This is a genomic window from Aeoliella straminimaris (genome assembly GCF_024054565.1).
In the GTDB taxonomy this organism is placed as follows: domain Bacteria; phylum Planctomycetota; class Planctomycetia; order Pirellulales; family Lacipirellulaceae; genus Aeoliella; species Aeoliella straminimaris.
Genome location: NZ_JAMXLR010000062.1, coordinates 22,488 through 40,604 on the forward strand (window position 1 = coordinate 22,488; position 18,117 = coordinate 40,604).

Here is an 18,117-nt window from a genome sequence, read left to right on the forward strand (position 1 = left end):
GGCGGGGTGACCCCGACGAAAACCACGGTCGATTCGGTTAGAATCTAGCGAGTCCGTTCTAACCACCGCCCGTCGCCTGCTATGTTCTCGCTTCCACCCAATCGATTGCCCCTGCTGGTCACCGGTGTGGCGGGGGTGACCGGGTATAACGCGCTGGATCACTTCCACCGCCGCTACCCTGGACAAGTGATTGGTATCCGACAACAGGACAACTGGCGTCTGGCGGGGCCGCACATCGTGGCTTGCGACGCCGAGGACCACGTCGAGCTGGGGCGGCTGTTCGACAAGTACCAGTTTCGCTCGGTGCTGAACTGCGCCGGCAACTGCGCGCTAAAAGCCTGTGAACTCGACTCCCGACTCGCCTGGCGGACCAACGTGGAAGGACTGGTGAACCTGCTGTCGCACGTAGTGGAGCGGGACGCGCGGCTGGTGCATACGTCGATCGACCTGGTCTTCTCCGGCGACGATGCAGAACGCAACGGACACCTCGAAACCGACCGACCCGATCCTGTAACGGTCTACGGCAAGACCATGGTCAGCGGTGAGCAGCTGATTGCCGACTGGTATCCAGAGGCCTGCGTGCCAAGGATCTCGCTGCCGATGGGCATCAGCTTCAACGGACACGCCGGCGCGATCGATTGGATTCAATCGCGGTTCGCCAAGAACCGCCCTGCAACGCTGTATTTTGACGAGATTCGCACACCGACCTACACCGATTGTTTAAACCTGCTGTTTGAGGAGTTGCTGGGCAGCAACGCGACCGGGTTGTATCACTCCGGCGGGCCCCGGCGTTTGAGCCTGTACGAGATCGCCCAGGTGGTAAACCGGGTGGGGGGTTACGATCCCGATCTCCTGCAGGGCTGTCCGCGACTTGAGGCCGGCCCGATTCCTCCCAGGGCGGGCAACGTCGCGATGCGATCGGGAAAGCTTGCCGAGCACCTGGGACGCGAGCCGTTCGATCCCTGGCCACTGCAGGAGCAGTGGGTACCCACTAACCGGCAATGGCATTACAACCGGAACGGAGAGCCAGGGTCGCCCGAATTGCTCTCAGAGGTGCTTTACCGCAATCCGCGGCGGAGGTGAATTTGACAGCGGCCCATCCAGCGAACTTAATGGAAAAGGAACCACTTCGAATTTCGCCTTCTGGTCGCTTGTCGCTATGCCCATCAAGTTTCACTGCTCCCACTGCCAGGCGCCGATCAAGGCACCCGATACCCACGCCGGACAAACGCTCCCCTGCCCCAAGTGCGGCCAGCCGGTATTGGTAGCTCCAGAAGCTCCCGCACCGTCTGCGCCACCTCCCCCAACGCTGTCGGCTCCGCCAGCTCCGCCAGAGCCACCACTGCCCAGTCAGGCGGAAGCAATCGAGGAGGAAGTTCCGGAGATTGTCATTCACGACAAGCGGTCTGCGGGTTCCGCCCCGCCAATCTCGACGCCCCCTCCGGCGATGGCCCTTGAGCCTCCCGAAGCTCCTGCGCCCGCAACGGCCCGCGACACGAACCTGGCCAACGTACGGGTCGTGGACCTGAAGCTACCTTTTAGCAGCGTGTTGAAATTCGCCCTGCAGTTCTTTCTTTGCAACTTGTTGTTTGTCTTTGTGTTGTGGATTGTGCTGATGCTGGTGGTCGCCTTACTGGCCGGGCTTGGCCTGAGTCTATGGATGCCTGGTTAACCCCGTTCACCGGCTGCGAATTTGCAGCACGCCAGTTGCCAGAAGCATCGTCGCTGGATTACGATACACAAGATGCGGGAGTAACTCAGTGGTAGAGTGCTAGCTTCCCAAGCTGGACGTCGCGGGTTCGAATCCCGTCTCCCGCTCTTCGCGAACCCCGGGAAACCGTTGGTTTTTCCGGGGTGTTTTTTGCGCTGAGGGCATCGCCACGATTCGGCGGATTGTCAGCAGTTGCCTCGAATATGCTCTGCTGGCCAGTTTTTGGTGCAACCATTGGTGCAACCGTTCGCTGGGCGTTGTGCTGGCGACCATCCGTTCCAGTAGCCGCGGCACGTTCCCGCTCCGTGGGGTCGTGGTCGAGCGGTAGAGCAGGTAGTGCATCGAGCGCACCAGCAACATCGAGCACCCGTGGGTCAGTGTAAACAGACATCGTCAAGTCGATTGAACTGTGTCGCATCGCCGCTTGCGCCGTCCGTGGTGCTACACCACCTGCCGACAATAGCGATCCATAGGTGTGACGTAATGCATGTACGTCAACGCTGCAGCCGCGATCGTCCACTTTGGGAATATCGGCAGCCTTGAGATCGCGGTCGAGAACACCCACAAGTTGCTTCGGCACATCAAACAGCGGAATTGGTTTAGAGGATTGCCCCGGGCCGTCAAACTGCAAGATGTCGTTCGTTCCGCCAGCAGAGTTCCGCCTGCGGTCGGACACCCAGTCCTTCAAATCCGAAGCCAAGTCGGGTCGCAATGGGATTTCGCTACGTTGTCGGTTCTTGGCATCTTTTGCTTCCAGGATTAAGTGGGGGACTTTGGTATCCAGAACAACGGAACTTTGGCAAAGCGATGCCAACTCGCCGCGACGAAGCCCCGTCAACACCATCGTCTTGTAGATCAGAGCCCTCTGACGCCCCCGCGCTTCCAGCTCTGCGACAAACGCTGGGTTGTCCGATAACCGTTGTCTGGCTCGTTCCACGGCAGCCGGCAAATCGTCAAATGACAGTGCTGCCAACTTCCAGGTATCTCGTTTCCCCCTAACATCGTCTCGATCTTTGGCTTCGCTTTGTCGCCCGTAGTCTGCCAGCGGGCGCCAGCGGGCGGTATACAACAGCCGCTCAAGCTCAGCCACCGTCAGCGAGCGACGCTTTCGACGACGATCCGAAGCCTCGTCCATCTTTGAGATTCGCTCAAATGGGTTAGACGCTAAACGCCCCTCGTTGACGCACCACTTGGCAAACTGCCTGACGGCCTGCAGATATTGATTGCGAGTACGGGCACCCATTCCTTCTGCAGTGCACTTAGTCAGCCAAGCCACCAAGGGTTTAGCCGACAAGTCCCGCAGTGTTCGCCAGCGGTTTTCCTCAAAAACACGGGTGGCCAAATACCGCATATTGGCAATGTAATCAGCGGAGGACTTCTGCGCTTCAAGTGACAAGATATACTCATCAAATGAATTGGCAATTGCCGCGGACTGCCAGTCGCGGACCGCGTAGTCGGAAGCGGACACAATCCCAGATCGCACCCGCTCGGCACGCTCGACCAACTCGTTCAGGACCGCTTTCGCCGCATCTTTCGAGCGGCAACCAGTAGCGACTTCGCGTACAACGCCGTCGCCATCACGGTATTTGGCCGTATAAGTGCCCGCCTCGGTCGAGATGCGTGGTGCACCATCGCGCCCAGTCGTGACAGGTGCGGTGCGATTCTTGCCCTTGCTATCTCTCCACCGGGCGAGTTGCTGTCCTTTTCGGACAAACAACTCAGCGTTGACAGGAAGCTTGCGTGTAACGGTCTTGCGATAGACGGTAGCCATCAGTCATTTTCCTTCAATCTGGTTAGCTCCAACCCAGAGCAATTAGCCAGCTCGACTGCCGAGCGAGGCTTGCCCCGCTTCGGAGTCCAACGGGCGAACTCCTGCCCCTTGCGGGTGAACAGCTCGGCGCCGTTAGGGAGCGGCTTGGTGTAGGTTTGCTTGTAGATTCTGGCAATTTCAAAACTCCGTAATTTGCGGCCGCAGTATTTCAATAGATATGCATGAGTCGGTCCATGATCACTTCAACATCGGTCCCCAGTGTTCCCAGGGTGTTCCAGGCAGATTTTGGGTACAAGTCTCTCGCTGCAAACATGCAAAGAGTCGTGTTCTCAGTATCCGCGTAGTCGGTGGAGCTCAAGAGTTCATACACTTTGTTAATGAAATGTCGGACAGCGTCGCGATTTTCAGGCGGAGGCGGAAGTTGTAAGGAGGTGTGCAATTGCAGTTCTTTTTGCAATTCCAAGAAAAGAGAGGCCCATACGCCAGAGAATGCAGCATTTTGTTGCTCATAAGCGACTCGATGGCTCTCATCTAGTTTCCACAGCATCAAGGCTCCGCAGGTAGCCAACTCTGCTTGTACGTGTTCAGCTAAATCGATGGGCTCGGAAACGCTAGATCGACCGAACTTAACACTATCAAGTAGCATCGCCTCCATCATCAAGCGAAAATGTGTGCGAATCTGCAATACTGCTGGGTGCCACTTCCATTGATCGTCTGGGGCACGTTGACAAAAGGCGAAATAGTCCCGCAGTTTGCTCGGTTGGTCCACTGCCATCTCAGCGGTCCTTTCGTGGACAGAACTCCAACCCAAAATACACCGCCAGCTTGTCCGCCGAGTCCAGCCGCATCCCCGCTTCGCCGCGGGCGAACTTCATCAGTACCTGGCGGAGTACGCCGGTTTCGCGCTCCAGGGCGGCAAACGACAGCGGCGAACTGTTTATTGCGTCTCGCAGCGCGTCGGTGATCGGTGTCGGCGGTTCCTGTTTTCTTGGCATGTAATCTACGTTACATGTTGCGGGGAGTGAATGCAAGCTTGTAGATAGGGAGTCCATCAAATTCGTTGTTCCCATTGGTAAGGATCGCTCATTGTCAAAGTAGTACCTGGTGTCGTCGTTTTGATGGCTTCGGTGGTGCCGTGTACCCGTGAAACCGCCCGCAACGCTTACAGGTCACTCGATGCACACCTGGGCGGCGGTAGCGGTCCGGCCCATACTCCCAATGCTCGGGCTGGCGGTGATCGAGGGGGCATTGCAGCTTGGGAGGCAATGTCGGCAGTCGATCGGTCGACGGTGGCGACGACGTAGTTGGCGGCGTCGGCGCGACGACGGGCGTCGCTTCCCACAACGCGGCGAGTTCGGCGGTGATGTTCACGGGTGGCCCCTTCTGCTCTTCGTGAATCCACGGGCGCAGCCCGTAAGTGGATTCACTCTTATGGAATCCTTATGGGATGGACGAACCGTGCTTCGTAGGCTGGCGACGCCTTTTTTCGTAAGCACTTACGAACCCTCCTTCGTCAGTGGCCCTGGGGTTTCGTCGCTGCGGGATGGCAGCACTCGATAGCGACTGGGGCCGATGTTCAGGCCGCCACGGTGCACGCACTTCAGCAGGCCGCGCGTCACCAGCTTGGCGATGGCCGTCTGCACCGAACGGATCGACACGCCCGACCGCCGAGCGATGTCGCTCTGGGCGGTGCGAGCGGCGCCGCTACGGGTGTCGCGATACAACACCAGCCAGACCAGCAGTTCCGACTTGGTAAGCCCTGCCAGGCTGCAATCGACGAACTCGTTCAGCACGGCGAAGCGGCCCGCTGTGGTGCGGCGATCGGTCGGCTTGCGATTCTCGCCTCTTTGGCCCGACTTCGGCTTGGGCGAATGCATCGGCGGTGGCAGCGGGGCGAGTCGTCCCGGTTCACTCTGCGGCATCGTCGCCTCCCTGCCACAAGTGCGACACGTCGAAGTCCTCAGGCCTCCAGATGTTGGCGCTCTCGAACCGCTGTAGCGAACCATCGAACCTCAACGACACGTCGGCCGGCTCGCCGTGGCGGTTCTTCAGGCATGCCAGCGTGCGGCCGCCGTCCTTATCGGGCGCCAGCATGTAGGCCGAGTCGCAGCCGAACTCCAATTCGCTCGATTCGCGGAAACTGGCCAGGTTCAGGCCGGCCGGATCGTAGCTGCTTTGGCCCTGGCGGTTCTTTGTGCGACCTACCGCGGCCAATACCAGCATGCCGCAGCCCGCGTCGGCGAACTTGCGCAGGTAATCCATCAGGCGGTTCACTTCGTGCCGTTTGTTGTCGCTATCGGCTGCGAAACGCTGCGCGTAGTCGAGCAGGATCAGCTTCGAGTCGGTGGCATCCGCCGCGGCTGCTACGTTCTCCAGATTGAACGGCGCTTCGAGGAACGCTAGTCGATCTGAAACCGTGTCGAGGATGTCGAACGCGACGGCGAGTCGATCACCGTGTTGTTCGTCCAGCCGACGGTCGCGGATGTCAGCTAAGGGAATCCCACTGAGCCGCGCCAGTTGCCGGTCGAGCAACACCCGCGGCGAGCTTTCTACGTTGGCTACCAGCGCCCGCAGTTCGAGATCGATCCGCAAAGCATCGAGCGTCCATTGCATGGCGAGCGCCGTTTTGCCGGCACCGGGAGCACCGCCCAACAGCAGCACCAGTCCGGGGCCGAGTTCCACGTCGTCGAACCCGTCGCCCAGCGGCCAGCGTGGCGGTTTGGTGCCGGTCAGTACATCTTCGCGCCAGCTGGCTATCGCGTCGCTGGCGGTGGAGTATTTTGCACTCATACGGCACCCCCTGCGGCATCCAAGCCGCATTCGATCTGTCGCCGCACATCCGACGGAGTTAAGCCGCTGTCGAGCGCCGATTCGGTCAGCAGTGCAAGAGCCAGCGGCGCCGGGCAGCCAAACTCTGCCAGGTTGGCAGCGGCCGAAAACAGCAGTCGATGCCGATCCCCATGCGTGGCACCTGCGCGGATGAACTCCAACGTCACCCGATTCAGCGTGGCGTCTGCCCCGCCTGATGCTCGCAACGCCGCCCGACGCTCGGCCAAGGCGGCCGCTTCATATTCCACCGCTTCGGCGGCAGTTTGCCAGTCGGCTACCAGTCGGTCGTTTGCCGGCGGATTGTCCGGCAGATCGAACGGCTCGGGCGCCTTGGCCAATCGCAACACCGCGTCGAGCTTCATCCCCAACAACTCGTCGAGCGTCAGGTGTCGCTTGTGTAGGCCAGTTCTCGGGTGCCGACTGTTGGGCGCCCGGAACGCTCGCACTCGGTCGTACACGCCAACGTCGATCGCCACGTTCATCGACTCGGCCAAATGGATGGCCAGGTACTTGGCGACTTGGTGAAACGCCGTCGATGCTGAAGGCGTACTACAGAGCGACAGCGGCAATCCAACGTGGTAGCCCTTCGCGCCACTGAAGAACACCAGCAGTGTATCGCCATCGATGTCGTAGCGTTCGACCAGGCCCGCGCACAAGCGCCGTGCGTGGCTTGTGGCGCGCTCCAAGTCGCAGTCGGCGTCGATGTCCCACCACAGCCAGTCGCCGCCACACGGGCCGCTGTAGCCCTTGGTGGTGCGATGGGTGGTCAGATAGTCGCGGAACTCAATGGGGTAGGTGAACGCGCTCAGGTAGCCTTCGCGGTCCACTTCCGCACGCTCGTCGCACTCGGCGTAGCCGGCCAGGGCGGCTGGCCAATCGACCAACCGCCGCTCGCCCGCGCAACTGCCGAGAATGCGAAACCCATAGCTCGCATGCTCAGCCATCATGGTGCCCCTCCTCCTGCGGCCACGCCGAGTAGTCGCCGTTGGAGATCGCCGCCGCGTCCGTCGGTGCGAACGCGTCCGGCTCGGGATTGTCGATACCGACCACCTCGAACCGCACCACACGGTTCCGTTCGGTGCCGTCGTCGTCGCGACGTAATGCCACACGCACCCGGCAGCGAATGCCAAGCGGCAACGGTTGTTCCATCTTGGCCGGTTCGTCGATACCCAGTTTCAGCAGGTCGCGCTTCGCCATCGGCAGCGCGGCCGGCGTCAGGTACAGATCGTGCCACACCATGCGGCCGGTATGCGATTCATCGCCGGCCGGGCCGACGAGCACCGTGAACGCCAGCTTGTAGCGTGGCGTGCCGCGGCTGCTCGTATCCAACTCGCCGCTGGTGGCGTGGCAGAAGTACTCGCCGGGAGGCAGCGGATCAAACTCCCCTGCCGCTTCGGTACGCTTCCACGTAGAATCAAAATCGTCGCCACCGAACCCACCGGCGGCTAGAATATCCGTAAGCTTACCCATCACTCGATTCCTTCCATAAATCCGGGGAGAGTCGATTGAACAGAAACCGCATCGATTGCCGTCGGTGCGGTTTCACTTTTGCAGCCGGTAGTTCGGAGGTCGGCGTCGTGGCGCTTAGCGCCGCCACGATCCGCGCCATGCCGGCCGACTTGGTGGCCGTGCCCCTTTCACGCAGTTTGTCGCGGTTCATCGCTTGCCCCCTTTCACCTGGCGGATGGGAGGACAGCCGGCCGCTTCCCACTCTTCGAGCTCAGGAACGAACCACCGAACAAGCCGGCCGAACCGCGTCGGCTGTGGCGCTTTGCCTGCATCGACGAGCCGCCGCCAATGCTCAGTCGAGAAGTCGTAACGAGTCGAGCAGCCATCGGCATCCAGGTACCGCCGCTGCTGGCCAAGGGAGTCAGCCAGCTTGGCCGACAAATCAGAAACACGCATCGCAATAACTCCTAGGGTTGCTTGTGCAACACACAGGCGACAACCGTTGCCGCTTGCATATAGGAGTTATTGCGTGTGGAGAGTGTCGAAGCGAGTTGCAACTGGGGTGCAACTGGGGTGCAACTGGCTTGAGTTGCACCCTCGCTACGCCCCCGGCGAATTGGTGGGGAACCGACGGACTGGCAACTGGTGAAAAGTGGCGTAACGGTCAGCTGCTTTCTTAATGCCGGGACGCGATGTAATAATGACGAAGCGCTCTCGTTTGGCAACTTGTTTTAACTTGAGTTGCAGGTCCGTGAACGAGCAACTCTCGATATTCTCGTACAACCACTTGTCACGGGCGTAGGTTGGCGGGTTTGGATACTCGGGTTTGGGCTTCGTGCCAGTTGCTTCGGCGGCCGCACCAGTGCGCGCCGCTGGTGTCGTCCCAATGGCTTCACCGGTCTGGACCGTTGTTTCGTGTGCAGATTCAATCGATCGAAGTTCATCGCGGGTCGAATGCCCCAGCCAGCGGATGTAAGTTGTTGCTTTCGCCAACTTTAGATTCAAGCTGCGATACGCGGCTAAGAAATCCGCAGATGGGTCAACAGCTGCCTCCAAACCACCTGCGATCAAGCAGGCGGTATCAAGTTGCAGTTCGGCGATCAATTGGCTCAGTTTTTGGGCTTCTACGATGTTTAGGCAGCCAAGGTGCTCGGAACCATGAGCAAGTACCGCATTCAGCTTCCTATAGTCGACATCGAACTCGGAATCTGGGTCATACCCGTCGACACGACAGACGGACGCCCGCTCAAAATCGTGGATCCAGTCCGAGAGACTATGAAGTTGGTGTAGGTCGCCTGTAAAGATGGGAGCCTCGCTCTTGGGCGGAGGATCGGGTATGCCACCTGCAGCGGCCGGGGTGCGTTCAGATTCTTGATTCACTCCACCGGGCGATTCTTCCGAAGATGCCCTGGGGCCGTCCCGCCACATTGCTTCAATGGCCTGTTCGACCGCTAGGTAGCCGTCTTGGGCGATCTGAATCAGTTTGTCCCATTGCTCCGCAACGCTCGATTCGCCCAACTGCTGGAAGTCGCGGGCGTGTTGTGCTGCTTTGCGAAGTTGCTCGGCTATGGCCTCAAACACGTCGGGTGGGTTTTCAATCAAGTCGCGCGCGTTCAATGTCGCTGTGATGAACTCGTTGATCTTCTCTAGATTCTGATCGCGCAGTGACTTGCCCTCAACTATGATCCCCAGACGTCGCAAGTGATGCTCTTGCTGAAACTGTCGGCCTAACGAGTAAGCCAAGTCAAACACTTCGGCAGCCTGGTCCAACGCCTTGGACAGCGGCGATTTGTCCGCCATGAATTTGCCTTTCAAGTGTCCGGGTCGGCCGGAGCCTGCAGGGGTGAAAGGCAAAAACTCCCCGTGCTGGCCCTAGCCGCTTGCCGCAGCTAGGTGGCCACCCAGCCGCAACCTCCCGAACTGTCCGTGTGCTGTTCGATGCAACACCCCCAAAGCAGAAAGCCGCTTGCAGACGCCACCAGGCTACTGCAGGACTCTACTGACAATAGTTGCGGCTGCCGGCCTGCCCTCGGTTGTTGCATTATGTTGCGTCAATTCAATCCCGTAAGGCTACCAGGCTTGCTACCCAGACGCACCTTCCCACTGCCAACATGTTACCCTAGTGCTTCGCAGAGGCTACCCATTCAATCGCCGACCCAACCATGAATCGCCGCCAGCCGCAAGCGCTGCCAAGAGCTTAGTACACAGTATGTATAGGCTGATTTAGCTGGACTCCAAGCCAGCCAGTCCCTCCATGATCGACACAACTTGATCTAGCTCATCGACCAGCGGCCCATGCTGATCGCGTACAGGAAACGCTATGACCAACTCGCGATAGTACCACAGTGAACCCTCCTTACCGCCGTTGAATCGCTCCCACAGCTCGCCACCGAGTTGGTGCAGGTCTGCGACGGTCGACCTTGCGTTGTGCAGCTTGTCACTGCAGGACACCAGCAGCTCAGACGGATAGTAGAGTAAGTGATGTCAGTCGCTGAAGCTCCTGACCAACCGTATTGGTCCAGTTTACGAACTCCCGCAACTGTACATCGGAGCCCGGAAACAGATTATCCAGGTCTGCCGGATTCGGCATAGATCCTGACATTAGAAATCCCTCCGTTGATCGGGCCAGGCTGACGGAGGGGGACGCGACGGCTCAGACTGCTCGGCAGGCCGGTTTGCAACCCGAGTCTGCCTACCCGAAAGTTAGCTATTCAGTATTCCCGTTGTTTACCTGTTGATTTTCAGCGATGTTGACCTGCAGTGTAGGGAGCGCCATCTTGCGGACCTGGGCTAGTGTTTTGACGGCCGCCAAGAAGCGACGATGCGCCCGATCCTGCCGCTTTTGGAAGAAACTCGCCTGGGCTGCCGAACAGTCCTTCAGTTGGGCCATGCGGAAATCGGCCTCCTGCACCTGCAACCAGCAGGCCACGATGCGGTCCACAAGCAAACGTTCCAGGGGGCTGGGGTTAGGGCCTCCAAGTTCATCGCGAAGAGCTTGTAGTTTTCGCTGAATGGCTTCGTGAAACGCAAAGTCCTCGCCGCCGCCGAGTGAGCGGCTGACAACTGTGTCGACAATCTCTTGCAGTTCGCCGCCCATCATTCGGCGTATCTCGGGGACCCGATCCAGCATATCCCGAACCGCAGGGACGGCCGTTGAATCGCCCTGTTGAGCTCGCTTGATGATAGCCATCAACTTGTCGTTGGACTCGTAATACTCAGGAAGGACATTTTTGGTCACGACGTCGTCTCCATTCGCCACGATGGAAGTGAAACCCTGCAGCGGTCATCGCCGCGGCAGCGATCACCTCACCGTACTCACAGCATTTTGCCACTTGCTCATCGAACATGGCAAGCTCTTCTTGCTCGGCTTTCCAGAGCATTCGCTCCTGCTCACGTTGTTCTCGCCGCAGAGCATCCAACTCGGCAGCCATCGCGCCCATTTCACCTCCACCGACATACTCGCGCATCACGCGACCATTCACCTTGCGGCTGCGAGTGTAGTAGCGTCCACCGTGGTCCCAGGCCATTGTGTTACCTTTATCCAATTTCCCCGCCTTGTTCCCAATTCTACCGTGACAACCGGCAACTGTCTTGCCAATGTCTGCCGCTCAGGCTCTCTGTTCGCGAATCTTGCCCCACCAGCCGGTCACGGTTGTTGCACGGCACCGCAGGTACATCCTTTTGGGGAATCATCAATATGTCTGACGCAGCCGGTATCCACGAGCAATAGCGTCTTCCGTCGCTTGCGCCGTACTACGACTTCAATAGTGAGTGCCTGGTGCAGAACTCCCGCCGGCTCACCGCGTATGAAGACGAAGGGCAAGCTGCAGCGCTTTGCGTGGTTCGTGAGACGGTAGCCGCCCAGGCGGACGCACCCGTCGACGATCTTATCCCACTGATCGCCGTTTCACTTGCAGTCGACCTGGTCAGAAGCGGTTGTGCCCTCTTGGAGTTGGTCGTCCTGCCGATGAGTTCATCTGCAGGCAGTCGTTCCCACTGGCGCACCTATTGGCATCGCCCTGAGCGCTCTGCTGGGCATCGCGGCGAATCAAACCGAAGCCACGCCACGCTGGTAGGAATCGGCAATGCCGGCGCCCGGACCGCCAGATACTAGCAAAGTCCTGCGGACAGCCGCTGGCGAGTGTGTTAAACTTGGTGCCTCGGCATGAAACGCCGGAACTCGTCGAATCGAATGGAGACAAACTGTGGCGCAACTGGAACACATTGAAGCGATCGAGAAGCGGCTCTGGCGGGCGGCCGATACTTTGCGGTCGAACTCGAATTTTGCCAGCAACGAGTACTTTCTGCCGGTGATGGGGCTGATCTTCCTCCGGCATGCCTACAGCCGGTTCCTCCGCGTGAAGGATGAGGTCGAGGCCAACCTGCCCAGCCGGGGTGGCAAGCGTCGGGCGATGACCAAGGAGGACTTCTCCGAGAAGGGGGCGATCTTCCTGCAGGAGAAGGCCCAGTTCGACCACCTGGTGGCGCTGCCGGACAGTGTCGATCGCGCCAAGGCGATTAGCGAGGCGATGGACTCGATCGAGGAAGACTACGAGAGCCTCCGCGGTGTGTTGCCCAAGGGCGACTACAACGACCTCGACAACGAAGTGCTTGGCCAACTGCTGCGGATCCTCAATCCCGAAGAGCTGAAGCGGGTCTCCGGCGACGTGTTCGGCCGCATCTACGAATACTTCCTCACCCGGTTTGCCGACCTCAAAGCGCACGACGATGGCGAGTTCTTCACGCCCGTGTCCATCGTGTCGCTGCTGGCCCATGTGCTAGCCCCCACGTCGGGCACGGTACTCGACCCGGCGTGTGGCTCGGGTGGCATGTTCGTGCAGAGTGCCCGGTTCGTCGAGGAGCAGGGCAAGAACCCGACCAATCGGCTCACGTTTCGCGGCCTGGAGAAGAACGCCACCACGATTCGCCTGGCCAAGATGAACCTCGCCGTGCACGGGCTGGAGGGCGACATTCAGAAGGCGATCACCTACTACGAAGACCCGCACGAGCTGTTGGGCAAGGCCGACTACGTGATGGCCAATCCGCCGTTCAACGTCGACGAGATCGACGCTGCCAAGGTCAAAAGCGACCCGCGGCTGCCCTTCGGCCTGCCGAGCGAGAACAACCGCGGCAAAGTCACCAACGGCAACTACGTCTGGATCAGCTACTTCTACAGCTACCTGAGCGATGCAGGACGGGCGGGCTTTGTGATGTCGTCGCAGGCATCGAGCGCCGGTGGCGGTGAGAAAACCGTGCGGCAGAAGCTCATCGAGACCGGAGCGGTCGATCTGATGATTGCCATCCGCTCCAACTTCTTTTACACCCGCAGTGTGCCGTGCGAGCTGTGGTTCTTGAACCGCAACAAGCCGGCCGAGCACCAGGACAAGGTGCTGATGCTCGACGCTCGAAACATCTACCGCAAGGTCACCCGCAAGATCTTTGACTTTAGCCCCGAGCAGGAACGGAACCTGCTGGCGATCGTCGGCCTGTATCGCGGCGATAGCGACGGCTTCCTGACGCTGGTGTCCGACTACCTGGGCCGCGCGGTCGACGAAGGGCAGGCATGCTTCGAGGCCGAGACCGACACCGGCGAAACGGCCACGCTGCTGCCGGACTATGTCGCGTCGCTTGCGGCACTGCGAGAGCAACTGGAGCCATTCATCGACACATTGGCCGACGATGCCTCGCATGCCGAATCGTGGAACGAGTTCACCAAGGAACAGAAGCTGTTCGCCAGCGATGTGGCAGAATTTCAGAAGGCGCTCGCGGCGGCGGCTACCAAGTGGGAGAAAACACCCGACACGGCCAAGTCGCTGGTGGGTCTCACCGAGCACTTGGAGTCGCTGGCCAACTCGAGCCGCGACCTGGTGAAGCAGGCCGACCTGGTCTACAAGCTGGCCACCCGGTCGATCGACGCCTGTGAGAATGACTGCAACGCTAAGGATAGCGACTTGTGGGTGACTCGCGACATCATTCGTGGCCGCAAGGCGGCCGACGAAGCCCGCCTGGCGGCTGTCAGTCAGCTCAAGCAGGTCCGCTACTTTTGGCGGCAAGCGCACTGGCTCACGGCACGCTTCCCCGAAGCCAAGCTCCGCGATGTCGAGGGACTGGTGAAGCTGGTCGATCGCGCGACGCTGGAGGCCAACGACTGGTCGCTCACCCCCGGCCGATACGTGGGTGTAGCCCCCGAAGAGGTCGACGAGGATTTTGACTTTGAGGAGGCCCTGCGCGACATCCACGTCGAGCTCGAGGACCTGAACGCCGAGTCGATCACCCTCGCCAAGAAGATCAAGAAGAACTTTGAGGAGTTGGGGGTATGAGCCACACTGCAGTAGCTATATCCCGACTCGGTGCGATTGTGACGGGCAAGACGCCGAGCACCAACAACGCAGCTTTCTTCGACGGACAGTACTCCTTTGTGACGCCGTCAGATCTAGACTGGCGAACGTACTACTGTCGGTCCACAGAGCGAACAGTAACTGACAGTGCAAGACAATCGTATGGCAGTAAATTCGTTCCGGCGAAATCAGTCATGGTAACCTGCATCGGAAACACGATCGGCAAGTGTGCCATTTCAGCGAATGACTGCCTAACCAATCAGCAAATCAACACCATCGTCCCAGGGGATGGCATTGATCCACTGTTCGTCTATTACTTGCTCGTTCACAATACACCCTTGATACGTGGGGTCGGATTGGGTGGTGGTGCTGCAACGCCGAGCTTGAAGACGACTTTGGGAGAGAAGTGGTTCACCTGAGTCTCATGCCTCCAGCAGACTTCATTTTCTCGAAATAGCCGACAATGTCAGCGAGGTCAGACCCGGCGGTACTAGTAGGACCGCCTTGCCTCCAAGGTGGTAGCCGGCAGCGTACGGGCTCTGGTGATGTCGAGTTGTTGAGTCTCGAATTCAGACATTGTTTATGATTCTCAACGGAGTCGGCGGGGTATGATTCGATCTTTAGGCTGCCGACGTAGGCGAATAGTACGGCGACGGCAGATACGGGTACGACCGATAAACATGGCGATACACCTCTTCCGTGATCGTTTCAATCTCTTCCGGCTCGTAACTTTCTGGTAGCCCAGTCGAGTCGCTGTAGAGAAAGTCGTAGATCTCTTTATGCACCCCGTCGCGGGTGCTTTCTTTGTCCCGCCACTGGTCGACCTTTAGCTTCTCATCCTTCAGTGTAGCGAGCAGATTGATCGCTACCTCCTTGATCCGCTTGATGTCGCGTGGCGTCAGGCTGTCTTTTTTGAGCAGGTCGAACATGGCGAGCGACTCTTCGTCGAGCCCCTCACGCATCGCGCGGTGCTCCTCCTCGCTCAATTCTTGCGTCAACCTCAACAGCGCCTCGAACGTCCGCTCGATGGTCAGGCGATCCTTCTCGCGGTTGTACTCCGAAACGATCTGTTCGTAGTGCTGCTGGAAGTCCGTGCGAAGGGGATTGGCCGCCAATAGTTTCTGCAGTCGATTCTCCACCGCCTGCCGCAGGTCCTGCACCGTGCTGTTCTGCCGGTTGCTGCGCTGGAACTCCTGCCGAAGTCGATCAAAGTCGATTCGGCTGATGTCATAAGGCTCCGATTCGACACTCGCCTCGGGGCGGGTGCCAATTGCCTCGTCTACTTCTTCGTGCAGGCGCTGGATGATACTCGAGATGTCCGCCTGCTCGCGATCGGACTCGAGCGATTTGTAAACGATGTTGATCGCATCACGGTCTGGCCGGTAGGCTTTCACTCCATCGACGGTCAGGCACGCCTTAAATTTCTGAAACGCTTGGCGACACAGCACCTCGAATCGCTTGCGGCTTTCGTCGTTCTCGTTCGCAGCCTCCTTGCACTTGCGGATCGCTGCGTTGCGAGCGAAGCCGGTGGCGTTCTTCACTTCGTCCAGCGATGCCGAACGCTCGTCGAGGAACTGCCGTACTAGCGCGATTGCCTCCGCCAACTCAGCCAGCAAGTCCTCCTCGGGCTTGGCGGGATCGATCTCTTCGGGCGGTTCGCCTTCGTGATGTCCGGCAAAGGTGGCGAGCGCTTTCCGTAAGTGCCTCAGGATACCGCAGTAGTCGACGATCAAGCCGTTGTTCTTGCCCTCATACACACGGTTGGCCCTGGCAATCGCCTGCATCAGCGTGTGAGCTTTGAGCGGCTTGTCCAGGTACAGCGTCGATAGGCACGGAACGTCAAAGCCCGTCAGCCACATTGCGCAGACGATGGCAATTCGGAACGGATGGTCAGGATGCTTGAAGGCGTCTTCCAAGTCCATCCGTTGCAGGTTACGGAACTCGGGCTTGTTGCGCATGGCCTCGGGTAGCTCGATCCCTTCCTTGACCAGTCGGCGGTGCGGGGTGATGTCGATGTCCCACTGGCGGAACTTGGCTACCTCGCCTTGTTCCTCACTGACCACCACGGCAGCTCGGGTCTCCCGCATCCAGTTGATCTGTCGCTGAAGGTAAAGTGCTTCTTGCTCGTCGGTCGCTGCCCTCTCTTCTTGTTCGAGTTCGACGATCCGCTCGTCCCAGTACTTAGTGATCAACTCGTGCATCCGCACACAGGTAACCTTATCGATGCACACCAGCATCGCCTTGCCGGTCTCCCAAGAGGTCGAGTAGTGCTGCACCAAATCCCTGGCTACCTGCTCCAGCCGCCTGCTGGCCGTGATCACGTGGTAGTCTCGCTTTAGTTCTCGCTCCAGCTTCTGCTGCACCTCCAGTTCGTCTGCAAGCTCATCCTGAAGGTTGTCGATCACATTGGCGACCCGATCGTTGAGATCGCCAACGTCGATCCCCAACTTCTCCCCACGGGCGTCGTAGAACAGCGGCATAGTCGCCCCGTCGTCCACCGCCTGTTGAAAGTCGTAGGTGGAAACATAGTCGCCGAACACCCGCTTGGTAATCTCGTCGCTGGCGAACAGCGGCGTGCCGGTGAACCCTATGTAACTGGCGTTGGGCAGCGCATCGCGCATGTTCAGTGCGAGCGTGCCGTACTGGGTGCGGTGCGCCTCGTCGGTGATCACGATAAGATCGTCCCGCTCGGTGTAGGCGTCGCCATCGGCAATCTCCTGGTTGAACTTCTGAATCAGTGAGAACACGTACTTCTTGTGCTGGGCAAGCAACTGTGTCAGGTTCGGGCCACTTCCCGATCGGCAGGGGTCCTTGTCGTTGTCCACGACGCCACAGCCGGCGAACGTCTGGTAGATCTGGGAGTCGAGGTCCACTCGGTCGGTCAGGATGACGAACGTAAAGTTGCCGCCAAGCTTCCGGTGGACCTTGCGAGTGAAGAACACCATCGAGTAGCTCTTGCCCGACCCCTGGGTGTGCCAGAAGACGCCCAACTTGCCATCCAGCGCTTTGCGGTCGCGGACCGATTGCACCGCACGATTCACTCCCAGGAACTGATGGTTGCGGGCGATGATCTTGATCGTCCTGCCCGCCGACGTATCGAACATGATGAAGTTCTCGACATAGTCGATCAGGTTCTGTTTGGTGCATATGCCTTTGAGCAATGTCTCCATATCGACAACGCCGGGCTCTCCCTCCGCCAGCCGTTTCCATTCGAGGAAGTGCTCCCAGCGGCTGGTGAGCGAGCCGATTTTTCCCTGGTCGCCATTACCGAACATCACAATGGCGTTGTGATGGAACAAATGCGGAATCGTATCGAGGTAATCCGAAAAGTTCTGCTCGAAAGCGGTCTTTAGGTTCTTGTGAATGTTCTTACATTCGATGAACAACAATGGCAGGCCATTCACGAAGCCCACGATGTCGGCCCGCCGGCGGTAGAGATCGCCGCGGATCCAGAGCTCACGAACGCAGAGAAAATCGTTCTTCAGTGGATCGTCGTAATTGATCACGCGGAGCCGTTCGCGGACTCGCTCCCCCTCCTCGTTTCGGTAAGAGACTTCCACGCGATTGCGGATCAGAGCGTATTTTTCCTCGTTGGTCGCCACCAGCGACTGCGACGCCACCACGGCCGTGAGCTGCCGCACCGCGTCGTCGTACACCGTATCGGGGAGGCCCGGGTTAAACTCGACCAGCTTCTCCCGCAGCGTCCGCTTGAGCACCACTTCGCGGTCGCTATCGCGGCCCAACAGGCTGTTGGGGCCGAAGTCCTCGTTGTTGTAGGCGTAGACCGATTTCCAGCCGAGGTCCGACTCCAGGTACTCGGCGGTGGTTCGTTGGACGAGAGAGTCTTCGTTGTACGGTTCCGCTGCCATGGCGGCTTACCGATCGGCTAGGGGTTGAAACGTATCAACAGCTTATTGACATTTGGTGGCAAAGTGTCGAAATCGCAAGTCCTTGTCACGCATGGACTTATGTGAGTTTTTGGTGTATCGGTATCGACAAACCCGCGGCTATTCACCCCC

The 18,117-nt window shown here is 59.2% G+C and carries 19 protein-coding genes, 1 tRNA gene and 1 pseudogene; 5 read left to right on the forward strand and 16 right to left on the reverse strand.

Features of this window, described 5'->3' with window-relative positions; all coding sequences use genetic code 11:
* The first annotated feature begins 81 nt into the window (after positions 1 to 81).
* The 3 genes from NG895_RS18540 to NG895_RS18550 all read left to right on the forward strand — a co-directional run bounded on the left by NG895_RS18540 (position 82) and on the right by NG895_RS18550 (position 1,818).
* Positions 82 to 1,083: an SDR family oxidoreductase gene (locus NG895_RS18540; protein ID WP_252854018.1), complete on the forward strand. Its 1,002-nt coding sequence runs from the start codon at positions 82 to 84 to the stop codon at positions 1,081 to 1,083.
* Positions 1,084 to 1,159: 76 nt separating this feature from the next.
* Positions 1,160 to 1,672, forward strand: a complete 513-nt coding sequence (locus tag NG895_RS18545; protein ID WP_252854019.1) for a hypothetical protein — start codon at positions 1,160 to 1,162, stop codon at positions 1,670 to 1,672.
* Between the two features lie 74 nt (positions 1,673 to 1,746).
* Positions 1,747 to 1,818, forward strand: a tRNA-Gly gene (locus NG895_RS18550).
* Positions 1,819 to 2,093: 275 nt separating this feature from the next.
* Here the strand turns inward: NG895_RS18550 and NG895_RS30930 are convergent.
* From NG895_RS30930 to NG895_RS18620, 15 genes and pseudogenes are all read right to left on the reverse strand, one after another.
* A pseudogene (locus NG895_RS30930) lies at positions 2,094 to 3,482 on the reverse strand (tyrosine-type recombinase/integrase); the annotation flags it as partial.
* 208 nt (positions 3,483 to 3,690) lie between these two features.
* Entirely contained in the window at positions 3,691 to 4,257 is a 567-nt protein-coding gene (locus NG895_RS18555; protein ID WP_252854020.1) for a hypothetical protein, read from the reverse strand.
* Position 4,258: 1 nt separating this feature from the next.
* Positions 4,259 to 4,477: a hypothetical protein gene (locus NG895_RS18560; RefSeq protein WP_252854021.1), complete on the reverse strand. Its 219-nt coding sequence runs from the start codon at positions 4,475 to 4,477 to the stop codon at positions 4,259 to 4,261.
* 94 nt (positions 4,478 to 4,571) lie between these two features.
* Entirely contained in the window at positions 4,572 to 4,853 is a 282-nt protein-coding gene (locus NG895_RS18565; RefSeq protein ID WP_252854022.1) for a hypothetical protein, read from the reverse strand.
* Between the two features lie 125 nt (positions 4,854 to 4,978).
* On the reverse strand, positions 4,979 to 5,404 hold the full coding sequence (locus NG895_RS18570) for a helix-turn-helix domain-containing protein (protein ID WP_252854023.1): 426 nt from the start codon (positions 5,402 to 5,404) through the stop codon (positions 4,979 to 4,981).
* Positions 5,391 to 6,272: a DnaB-like helicase C-terminal domain-containing protein gene (locus tag NG895_RS18575; RefSeq protein WP_252854024.1), complete on the reverse strand. Its 882-nt coding sequence runs from the start codon at positions 6,270 to 6,272 to the stop codon at positions 5,391 to 5,393. The genes NG895_RS18570 and NG895_RS18575 overlap by 14 nt, the downstream gene beginning before the upstream one ends.
* Positions 6,269 to 7,258, reverse strand: a complete 990-nt coding sequence (locus NG895_RS18580; protein WP_252854025.1) for a DNA primase — start codon at positions 7,256 to 7,258, stop codon at positions 6,269 to 6,271. Before NG895_RS18580 ends, NG895_RS18575 begins: the two co-directional genes overlap by 4 nt.
* On the reverse strand, positions 7,248 to 7,781 hold the full coding sequence (locus NG895_RS18585; protein ID WP_252854026.1) for a hypothetical protein: 534 nt from the start codon (positions 7,779 to 7,781) through the stop codon (positions 7,248 to 7,250). The genes NG895_RS18580 and NG895_RS18585 overlap by 11 nt, the downstream gene beginning before the upstream one ends.
* The gene (locus NG895_RS18590; protein ID WP_252854027.1) at positions 7,774 to 7,971 is read right to left on the reverse strand and encodes a hypothetical protein; all 198 of its coding nucleotides are present in this window, start codon (positions 7,969 to 7,971) and stop codon (positions 7,774 to 7,776) included. Before NG895_RS18590 ends, NG895_RS18585 begins: the two co-directional genes overlap by 8 nt.
* Positions 7,968 to 8,216, reverse strand: coding sequence for a helix-turn-helix transcriptional regulator (locus NG895_RS18595; RefSeq protein ID WP_252854028.1), 249 nt, complete (start codon positions 8,214 to 8,216; stop codon positions 7,968 to 7,970). Before NG895_RS18595 ends, NG895_RS18590 begins: the two co-directional genes overlap by 4 nt.
* A 144-nt stretch (positions 8,217 to 8,360) precedes the next feature.
* Positions 8,361 to 9,560, reverse strand: a complete 1,200-nt coding sequence (locus NG895_RS18600) for a hypothetical protein (RefSeq protein WP_252854029.1) — start codon at positions 9,558 to 9,560, stop codon at positions 8,361 to 8,363.
* Positions 9,561 to 9,983: 423 nt separating this feature from the next.
* Entirely contained in the window at positions 9,984 to 10,211 is a 228-nt protein-coding gene (locus NG895_RS18605; RefSeq protein WP_252854030.1) for a hypothetical protein, read from the reverse strand.
* 7 nt (positions 10,212 to 10,218) lie between these two features.
* A complete protein-coding gene (locus tag NG895_RS18610) occupies positions 10,219 to 10,362 on the reverse strand; it encodes a hypothetical protein (RefSeq protein ID WP_252854031.1) in 144 nt (47 codons plus the stop codon).
* 105 nt (positions 10,363 to 10,467) lie between these two features.
* Positions 10,468 to 10,998: a hypothetical protein gene (locus NG895_RS18615; RefSeq protein WP_252854032.1), complete on the reverse strand. Its 531-nt coding sequence runs from the start codon at positions 10,996 to 10,998 to the stop codon at positions 10,468 to 10,470.
* On the reverse strand, positions 10,976 to 11,287 hold the full coding sequence (locus NG895_RS18620; RefSeq protein WP_252854033.1) for a hypothetical protein: 312 nt from the start codon (positions 11,285 to 11,287) through the stop codon (positions 10,976 to 10,978). The genes NG895_RS18615 and NG895_RS18620 overlap by 23 nt, the downstream gene beginning before the upstream one ends.
* A 678-nt stretch (positions 11,288 to 11,965) precedes the next feature.
* Between NG895_RS18620 and NG895_RS18625 the strand changes: the two genes are divergently transcribed.
* Both NG895_RS18625 and NG895_RS18630 read left to right on the forward strand, forming a co-directional pair.
* Complete coding sequence (locus tag NG895_RS18625; RefSeq protein ID WP_252854034.1) at positions 11,966 to 14,080, forward strand: type I restriction-modification system subunit M; 2,115 nt, start codon at positions 11,966 to 11,968, stop codon at positions 14,078 to 14,080.
* Complete coding sequence (locus NG895_RS18630; protein ID WP_252854035.1) at positions 14,077 to 14,517, forward strand: restriction endonuclease subunit S; 441 nt, start codon at positions 14,077 to 14,079, stop codon at positions 14,515 to 14,517. The genes NG895_RS18625 and NG895_RS18630 overlap by 4 nt, the downstream gene beginning before the upstream one ends.
* A gap of 201 nt (positions 14,518 to 14,718) precedes the next feature.
* On the opposite strand, the gene NG895_RS18635 is transcribed toward NG895_RS18630, so the two are convergent.
* Positions 14,719 to 17,967: a type I restriction endonuclease subunit R gene (locus NG895_RS18635; RefSeq protein ID WP_252854036.1), complete on the reverse strand. Its 3,249-nt coding sequence runs from the start codon at positions 17,965 to 17,967 to the stop codon at positions 14,719 to 14,721.
* Between the last annotated feature and the right edge of the window lie 150 nt (positions 17,968 to 18,117).

Coding starts and splice junctions, on each gene's coding strand:
- NG895_RS18540 (WP_252854018.1), top strand. CDS start 82: ATGTTCTCGCTTCCACCCAATCGATTGCCCCTGCTGGTCACCGGTGTG.
- NG895_RS18545 (WP_252854019.1), top strand. CDS start 1,160: ATGCCCATCAAGTTTCACTGCTCCCACTGCCAGGCGCCGATCAAGGCA.
- NG895_RS18555 (WP_252854020.1), bottom strand. CDS start 4,257: ATGGCAGTGGACCAACCGAGCAAACTGCGGGACTATTTCGCCTTTTGT.
- NG895_RS18560 (WP_252854021.1), bottom strand. CDS start 4,477: ATGCCAAGAAAACAGGAACCGCCGACACCGATCACCGACGCGCTGCGA.
- NG895_RS18570 (WP_252854023.1), bottom strand. CDS start 5,404: ATGCCGCAGAGTGAACCGGGACGACTCGCCCCGCTGCCACCGCCGATG.
- NG895_RS18575 (WP_252854024.1), bottom strand. CDS start 6,272: ATGAGTGCAAAATACTCCACCGCCAGCGACGCGATAGCCAGCTGGCGC.
- NG895_RS18580 (WP_252854025.1), bottom strand. CDS start 7,258: ATGATGGCTGAGCATGCGAGCTATGGGTTTCGCATTCTCGGCAGTTGC.
- NG895_RS18585 (WP_252854026.1), bottom strand. CDS start 7,781: ATGGGTAAGCTTACGGATATTCTAGCCGCCGGTGGGTTCGGTGGCGAC.
- NG895_RS18590 (WP_252854027.1), bottom strand. CDS start 7,971: ATGAACCGCGACAAACTGCGTGAAAGGGGCACGGCCACCAAGTCGGCC.
- NG895_RS18595 (WP_252854028.1), bottom strand. CDS start 8,216: ATGCGTGTTTCTGATTTGTCGGCCAAGCTGGCTGACTCCCTTGGCCAG.
- NG895_RS18600 (WP_252854029.1), bottom strand. CDS start 9,560: ATGGCGGACAAATCGCCGCTGTCCAAGGCGTTGGACCAGGCTGCCGAA.
- NG895_RS18610 (WP_252854031.1), bottom strand. CDS start 10,362: ATGTCAGGATCTATGCCGAATCCGGCAGACCTGGATAATCTGTTTCCG.
- NG895_RS18620 (WP_252854033.1), bottom strand. CDS start 11,287: ATGGCCTGGGACCACGGTGGACGCTACTACACTCGCAGCCGCAAGGTG.
- NG895_RS18630 (WP_252854035.1), top strand. CDS start 14,077: ATGAGCCACACTGCAGTAGCTATATCCCGACTCGGTGCGATTGTGACG.
- NG895_RS18635 (WP_252854036.1), bottom strand. CDS start 17,967: ATGGCAGCGGAACCGTACAACGAAGACTCTCTCGTCCAACGAACCACC.